The organism is Gordonia sputi NBRC 100414 (assembly GCF_000248055.1).
Classification (GTDB): domain Bacteria; phylum Actinomycetota; class Actinomycetes; order Mycobacteriales; family Mycobacteriaceae; genus Gordonia; species Gordonia sputi.
This window is the reverse complement of the sequence record NZ_BAFC01000095.1, coordinates 1-1,677: the sequence shown is the minus strand read 5'-3', so window position 1 is coordinate 1,677 and position 1,677 is coordinate 1. Positions and strand designations below refer to the sequence as shown.

The 1,677-nt window shown below is 63.6% G+C and carries 1 protein-coding gene; it reads right to left on the bottom strand.

Annotated features, from left to right (window positions below):
* Positions 1 to 172: 172 nt before the first annotated feature.
* Positions 173 to 1,567: an IS1380 family transposase gene (locus GOSPT_RS15530; protein ID WP_005207354.1), complete on the bottom strand. Its 1,395-nt coding sequence runs from the start codon at positions 1,565 to 1,567 to the stop codon at positions 173 to 175.
* Positions 1,568 to 1,677 lie beyond the last annotated feature (110 nt).

The following is a 1,677-nucleotide window of genomic DNA, read 5'->3' as shown; positions in this document are numbered from 1 at the left end:
CCTCGAAGTTTCGTGAGGTGGCGGTCGGTCGTTGAGTGGTCCGGATGGTGTGGTCTGAGGACCGGATTCCGGACCGGGGCCGTGATGAGGCGCCCGAGGCGTCGGTGGGCGTCGGGGTTCACGGCCCCGAAATTGTGTGCCTTTCAGTCGGTGGTCAGGACGGCTGGTGGGGTTAGCCGGGGTCGGGAAGTGCTGTGAGCCTTGCTATTGCGTCGAGAAGAAGAGTCATGTGGGGTGCGTGGGCGGCCAACTTCAGTCGGGTTCGGCGGGCGTGGCGGCTGATCTTGGCGGCGATGGTGAACACGCGGTGGCGTAGGCGTTTGGGTTCCCACCGGCGGGCCTGGGTGTCGGTGAACGCGAGCATCTGAGTCCAGGCGATCAACTCGCATGCGATTTCGACGATGACGCACCAGATGCGGTTGGCGTCGAAGCCGTGCAGGGGCAGGTTGGTCAGTCCGCAGTCTTTGGTGGTGCGGATGCGGTCTTCGCAGCGGGCTCGTCGGCGATGTCGTAGTTCGAGGTCGGCGAGTTGACCACGAACAGTGTTGGTGGCAAATGCGGTCAACCGCAAACCATCTCGGTCGGTGAAGCGTAGCTGGGCGCCGGGATGGGGTTTCTCTTTACGCACGATCACCCGCATACCGTCGGGCCAGGTACTCAGGTCGAGGACACCGGTCAACTCGGCCACCCACGCCCCGTCGCGTTCGGTACCGTCGGCGTCGTAGGCCGGTGTCCACACCTGGGGTGAGAGACCGTCGATGGCCTCGGCGATCGGCTCGGTCAGGCCGAACCCGACCGAATACGCCAGCCGCCGCTTGTGCAGGTAGTTCAGGAAGTCGTGGGTGCCGCCGGCCGAGTCGGTACGCACCAGCACCGTTTTACCGACCCGATACCCGCTGACCTGCGGTAGCTGTGCCAGCGCGTGGGCGGTGACGGTGATGTGGTCGGCGGCGGTGTTGGCCCCGGCATTACCGGCCCGCAACTCGATCGCCAGGGGTTCACCAGTCCCGGCACTGCCATGATCAACGAACGCACACAAGGGGTGAAAACCGAAGCCACGCTTATAGGTTGGGGCCGCGTGTTCTTTCTCCGAATGTGCGGTCACCAACGTCGCATCCAAGTCGATGACCAGCGGATCGTGCGCGTCGCGACCATGGTCGGGAGCGGTATCGCCAGCGCAGTGCCACGCCCGGGTTCGGGCGCGCGCACGACCCGAAGCGATCGCGGTCAGTACTGCCGGCGCATCAGCAGCCAGGGTGGCGATCAGTCGTGACACCGTCGGATCAGAAGCGATCTGCCCAAACACCGCCGGATCGGCTCGCAGTTGGTTGATGTCGGCCAGACAGTCACCGCCGACCGCGACCGCGACCGCCAGATCCAGCAGGATCTTGCCCGGATCATGAGTGGCCAAAGGCTTACGCCACGGCATCAACGCATCGGACAATGCTGTGGTCAGACGCGTTTTCTCCGCAGCACGCAGCAACACTGTGGCCCCAGCATGCGACACGATCCCGGTTCCCGACCCATCAGCGGACAACTGCGGATACGGCGACGTAGACTTACTCACCAGATTGGTGCTCCTCGATCATGAGATATTCGGACCTTCGCAAGTCGAATTATCCCAGGTCAGGGCACCAATCTTCGTTTACGACACGAAATCAGCATGAAAGCCCGAGG